At 48.8% G+C, this 5,129-nt stretch carries 4 protein-coding genes and 1 pseudogene; 3 read left to right on the forward strand and 2 right to left on the reverse strand.

Annotated elements, in window-relative coordinates:
- Nucleotides 1-1,487 (reverse strand): DUF3084 domain-containing protein (locus RMO52_RS14610; protein WP_310415500.1); only part of this gene is annotated, 1,487 nt, incomplete at its 3' end.
- Between the two features lie 243 nt (nt 1,488-1,730).
- Here RMO52_RS14610 and cdaA point away from each other — a divergent pair.
- Together cdaA and RMO52_RS14620 are read left to right on the forward strand one after the other, a co-directional pair.
- Nucleotides 1,731-2,630: a diadenylate cyclase CdaA gene (cdaA, locus tag RMO52_RS14615; protein WP_309738980.1), complete on the forward strand. Its 900-nt coding sequence runs from the start codon at nt 1,731-1,733 to the stop codon at nt 2,628-2,630.
- 61 nt (nt 2,631-2,691) lie between these two features.
- Nucleotides 2,692-3,441 (forward strand): isoprenyl transferase, encoded by a 750-nt coding sequence (locus tag RMO52_RS14620; protein WP_310415503.1) that lies wholly within the window; start codon nt 2,692-2,694, stop codon nt 3,439-3,441.
- Nucleotides 3,442-3,575: 134 nt separating this feature from the next.
- Here RMO52_RS14620 and ribD read toward each other — a convergent pair whose 3' ends face one another.
- On the reverse strand, nt 3,576-4,664 hold the full coding sequence (ribD, locus tag RMO52_RS14625) for a bifunctional diaminohydroxyphosphoribosylaminopyrimidine deaminase/5-amino-6-(5-phosphoribosylamino)uracil reductase RibD (protein WP_310415506.1): 1,089 nt from the start codon (nt 4,662-4,664) through the stop codon (nt 3,576-3,578).
- A 236-nt stretch (nt 4,665-4,900) separates the two neighbouring features.
- Here ribD and RMO52_RS14630 point away from each other — a divergent pair.
- Nucleotides 4,901-5,129: pseudogene (locus RMO52_RS14630) on the forward strand (HAD family hydrolase); the annotation flags it as partial.

Raw genomic sequence — 5,129 nt, forward strand, 5'->3', positions numbered from 1 at the left:
CCGGCACGTCGCGCTCGCAATTGTGATGTTACCAGCAGAATATTTAATTGTTGGCGGATTTGAGCTTCATTCATCGTACTGGGATCGATGCTGACGCTGGCAATTTTGGCATCCCGATCGAATAATTTGCGATCGGGCGCGGCATCGATAAATACTTGAATACTGCGATCGCCAATTGCATAATTTTCCGTCGAAAAGATCCGCACCACATAGTTACGACGTTCGGTTATTTGTTGTTTGAGTTGTGTCAATTGATTGGGCGCTAATTCAATAATCTGTTGCTGGCGATCGGCTTCATTCGGATGGGTCGCTTGCCAAGCTGAGCTATTAGCTCGGACGAGGAGGCGATCGACTTCCTCGGTCATCGCTTGAGGGCTACTGGCTTTGAGAACGCTACTTGCCAAGACTTGATTGCGAATAATCCCGATATTCCCTTGGCGAATCTTGCGATATTCTTGTTCGATATTGTTGACTTCTTTTTCAAGGGAGGCTAACCCTTGACGATTGGTTTTAATTTGAAGTTCAGTTTTTTTGAGTTGCCGATCTCTGAGTTTTAATTGTACCGCCCGCGTCTGAAACTCTCGCTCTAGCTGTTGATGTTGCTTGTCCTTTTCCTTGAGCTGAGCTTGACGGACTTCGAGCTTGCGATCGAGTTGTTCGATCTCAATTTTGAGATTTAATAATTCTTGCTGAGCAGTTTTAAGCTGAGCTTCAATCCCGATTGCTCTGGCTGTAGACTGCTCTAAATCTCGACCTAATTTTTTTGAAGTATTTTCATAGGTTTGTAATCTTTGAGTTAGCTGATGTAAATTTGGCTCGACAGTGATGAGATCGAGCCGCTGTTGGAGTTGAACTTTCTGGCTATTGACTGCGATTAATCGCTCCTGGAGCGGCTCGATGGTAGTTTCGAGCCGTTTGCTTTGGTTTTTGAGGTTTTGGACTTGGATGGCAAGTACCTGCTGTTGGGCGGTTAAATCGCTGCGTTGACGCCGAATTTGGGTAACTTCGGCGACGAGATCGTTGCGCTGCTGGGAGACAGTTTGTAGTTGCTGTTTGGTGTTGCTAAAGTTTTGGGCGGCGACTGATTGTTTGAGGAGTTCATCTTTGAGTGATTTATTGATGCCGGAGAGCAAATCCTGCGCGGCGGTTTGCTCGTTCCGCGCGACTGCTAGCTCGCGTTGGACGCGATCTTTTTGCTCTAAAGCACGATTGAGATTTTCCTTGGTATCGGCAAGTTTGCGCTGAATTTTTTGGAGATCGAATACCCCCGTACGGAGCTGTTCGCTAGCTCCAAAAATCAGTGTTAGTACGGAGCCAGAAATCAGTGTGCCTGTGACGATCGTTACCAGAGTAGCAGTTTGACGCGGACGGAGTTTAAATAATGTCAACCTCGCTTTACCCACCCGCGTGCCGATCCGATCTCCAGACACCGCGACGATGCCCCCTAAGATCAAAATTGCCCCAATCAGAAGATAGCCGCTAGTCATATATAGGTGATATTGACACTGGGAAGGGAGTGGTTATTTAGTTAAGGTTTGTGCCGGGTCGCGTGCGAGGGACTGTCATTTATGATATCACAGCGATTCTGGCAATCGGGGATTGTCCCCTGAGATCGATCGCTGTTGGCGATCGAAATCGGCGATCGCAGATAAATATTAGTCCCAATTGATTGTCGATCGGCTCCAATGTGCCATAGAATCTAGGGATTGGTCGTAGTGGATTAATTGCCAATGACTCTGGGCTTTGGGTTTGATTCCCAGTTTACTGAATCCTGGTTACGCCAAAGTCTAGACCTGGGATTGGTAATTGCCCTCACCTTTCTAGTGTTATTGGCGGTCAGGGATCGTCGAACGCTGTGGATGGTAAGAGGGCTAATTGTGTTAATGGTGGCGGCGGCTATCGGCGAACGGTGCCAACTTCGGCTGCTGAGTTTTGTATTGGACAAATTAGTCGTGGGGGCAGCACTAGCAATGTCAGTGGTGTTTCAGTCAGAATTTCGCCGCTTTTTGGAGCAATTGGGGCGAGGAAATCTCGTGCCCTCAATTAGCTCGACCCGTCGCGTCAGCGATACCGCAGATCGATCGACCGACCAAATTGTCGATGCTGTCAAAGAGTTGTCGCAACAGCGGATCGGTGCCTTGATGATCTTGGAAACCAGTGAAATGATGGACGAGCGAGATTTTGCCGTACCTGGGGTCAAATTAGATGCTAAGTTATCGAAGGAATTAATCCAAACCATCTTTCAAAATACGACTTTATTACATGACGGGGCGGTATTTATTCGGGGCGATCGCGTCGTGTCGGCGGGAGTCATTTTGCCCCTATCCGATCGCGCGGCATCCAGACAGCTAGGAACGCGTCACCGAGCGGCAATGGGAATTACCGAACGCACGAACAATTGCGTGTGCATTGTCGTCTCAGAAGAAACGGGATCGATCTCGTTAGCTGAATCTGGAGTACTCGATCGTCCCCTGACTAGCAGTAAACTGAAAGAGCTACTAGAAACTCGGTTTGCCCCGATCGGCGAACGCGAATCAGTCACGCCAAGTTTACGGGGCTTAGGACGCAAATTTAGCACTCGCGCAGTCAAGCTGTTACGTGGCTTGTTACAATTGCCGGACAATAAATGAACGATGAATTTACTACTGAAGATTATTCATAATTCATAATTCATAATCCCTAACTTCTCAGATGACTTCCAAAACAACCAGTCTCATCGAACTACCTACCGATTTAGATTGCACTCAGCTCCCACAACACATCGCCGTAATTATGGATGGAAATGGTAGATGGGCAAAACAGCGCGGATTTCCCCGGATGATGGGGCATAAACGGGGTGCGGATACGCTCCGAGATCTGTTACGTTGTTGCAAAGATTGGGGGATCTCGGCGTTGACTGTGTATGCTTTCTCGACGGAAAATTGGGGAAGATCGATGGAGGAAGTCGATTTTTTGATGACGTTATTTGAGAATTTATTTCAGTTGGAACTCGCTGAAATGGTTTCTGAGGGCGTGAAGCTCGAAGTCGTGGGTAACTTGGATAATTTGACACCATCGCTATGTAGCGCGATCGATCGCGCTCGTGTCGCCACCCGACACAATCAGGGCGTCCGATTTACGGTAGCAATCAATTATGGTGGCAGACAAGAAATCGTCCGCGCTTGCCAGATCCTAGCCACTCAAGTGCAACAAGGGATCGTTAAATCAACCGATATCGACGAGCAAATGCTCTCCAAATATCTTCATACTGCCGACTTACCCGATCCAGATTTGTTGATCCGCACCAGTGGTGAAATGCGGATTAGTAACTTTTTATTATGGCAGTTGGCATATGCTGAAATATATGTTACGGACACACTCTGGCCGGATTTCGATCGGTTGGCATTTCATCAAGCACTCCTCAATTATCAACACCGTCATCGCCGATTTGGCAAGGCGTAGCTCCTGCTGCTAATTAGCGCGAGTTAGGGTTAAGAAATGCCTGGAGACTGGAAGTCTCGGCTTGTGATGCAAAGTCCGCGTAGGCGGACTTTGCAATGCTAGCCCCGATTTTAATCGGCGGTGGGACTCTGACGTTAATTATTGATATAGCCCTGCACGAGGATATCCGTACCGATTTGCTGATAGCTCACCCGTTCTAACACCAGCGCTGCCGACATCGATTGAATGCTCAGATCGCCTACTGGTGAAGGGGCGCTACTACCACCGACAATTTTGGGCGCAATGAAAGCGAGGACTTTTTGAATTGCACCAGTCGCGATCGCACTAGCAGCTAATGTCCCGCCACATTCCCATAATACCGACAGAAATCCGCGATCGTAGAGATGCTGCATGACAAGCTGCGGGCTGAGTGTCTCTAACTCTAACACCTCGACGCCGCGATCGCGCAGACAGGCGACCCGATCTGGCTGGGCACCGTCCTTGGTGACAACTAATGTGGGTGCGACGCTGGTATCCCATAAGATCGCCTCAACGGGAACATCCAACTTTCGCGTCATTACCACTCGCAGGGGATTGGGTGCCCCCGGATCGTGACTGGTGAGGTAAGGATTGTCTCTGCGTAAAGTATTGCCGCCAATAATCACCGCATCGCAACCCGCCCGGAGGTGGTGGACGTAATGACGGGAAGATTCACCGCTCACCCAGGTACTGTGTCCGCTGTCGGTGGCAATTTTGCCATCGAGCGTCATCGCATATTTTAAAATTCCCAGGGGACGATGATGGACGATCCGCTGCACGAATCCCTCATTTAACTCTTCACAAGCGGCTGTTTCTACCCCAACGATTACTTCGATGCCAGCTTGCTCTAGAGTGGCAATGCCGCCCCCAGCGACGAGTGGATTGGGATCGACCATGCCGACGACTACTTTGGCGACTCCCGCAGCCACTAATGCTGCGGCACAGGGCGGAGTCCGTCCGAAGTGATTGCAGGGTTCGAGACTGACATAGATCGTGGCACCACGGGCGCGCGATCCAGCGGCTCTTAGAGCAAATACTTCCGCATGAGGTTGCCCCACGCCGGGATGAAAGCCTTCGCCGATAATTTCACCATCTTTGACGATAACTGCACCCACGAGGGGATTTGGTGCGGTCTTTCCCCAAGCTTTTTTTGCCAGCTCGATACAGCGGTGCATCATTTCTCGATCGAATTCGGTAAATTTCATAAGTTGGGGAGCTGAAATAAGAAATATTAATGGCAGTGTGTCTGCGGTGCTAGATATGCTGGAGAGCTACTTATCATGATTAATTCGATTACTTTACTGTCATATAGTCCGGATCGGCTATTCAATAGTATAAGTTTTACCGATCGTTAGAACGTGTTTACACCAATGACAACCGATCGAGAAGCTGTTATTGTTAAGAAATATTGCGTAAACAATTTCACTGGTAGTAAAACTCCATGCCAGGTCTACCCCGTAGCTTATCCAAACTTCTTACTGTCTTTTGCGACTTTGATGGCCCAGTTGTAGACGTATCAGACCGATATTACAGTACCTATCACCAGGCATTAACCGATACTGCTAAATTTTACAGTGAGTTGTTGTCGCCACAATCGCGCCCTGCCCCAGTCCTAGACTTGGTGGTACTCACCAAAGCCCAATTTTGGCAGATGAAACAAAATCGCACAC

Origin of the sequence: Chamaesiphon sp. OTE_8_metabat_110 (assembly GCF_031382685.1) — a bacterium.
Taxonomy (GTDB): domain Bacteria; phylum Cyanobacteriota; class Cyanobacteriia; order Cyanobacteriales; family Chamaesiphonaceae; genus Chamaesiphon.

What these genes read in the sequence shown, in the direction of transcription:
- cdaA (WP_309738980.1), top strand. Translation starts at nt 1,731, where the DNA reads ATGACTCTGGGCTTTGGGTTTGATTCCCAGTTTACTGAATCCTGGTTA.
- RMO52_RS14620 (WP_310415503.1), top strand. Translation starts at nt 2,692, where the DNA reads ATGACTTCCAAAACAACCAGTCTCATCGAACTACCTACCGATTTAGAT.
- ribD (WP_310415506.1), bottom strand. Translation starts at nt 4,664, where the DNA reads ATGAAATTTACCGAATTCGATCGAGAAATGATGCACCGCTGTATCGAG.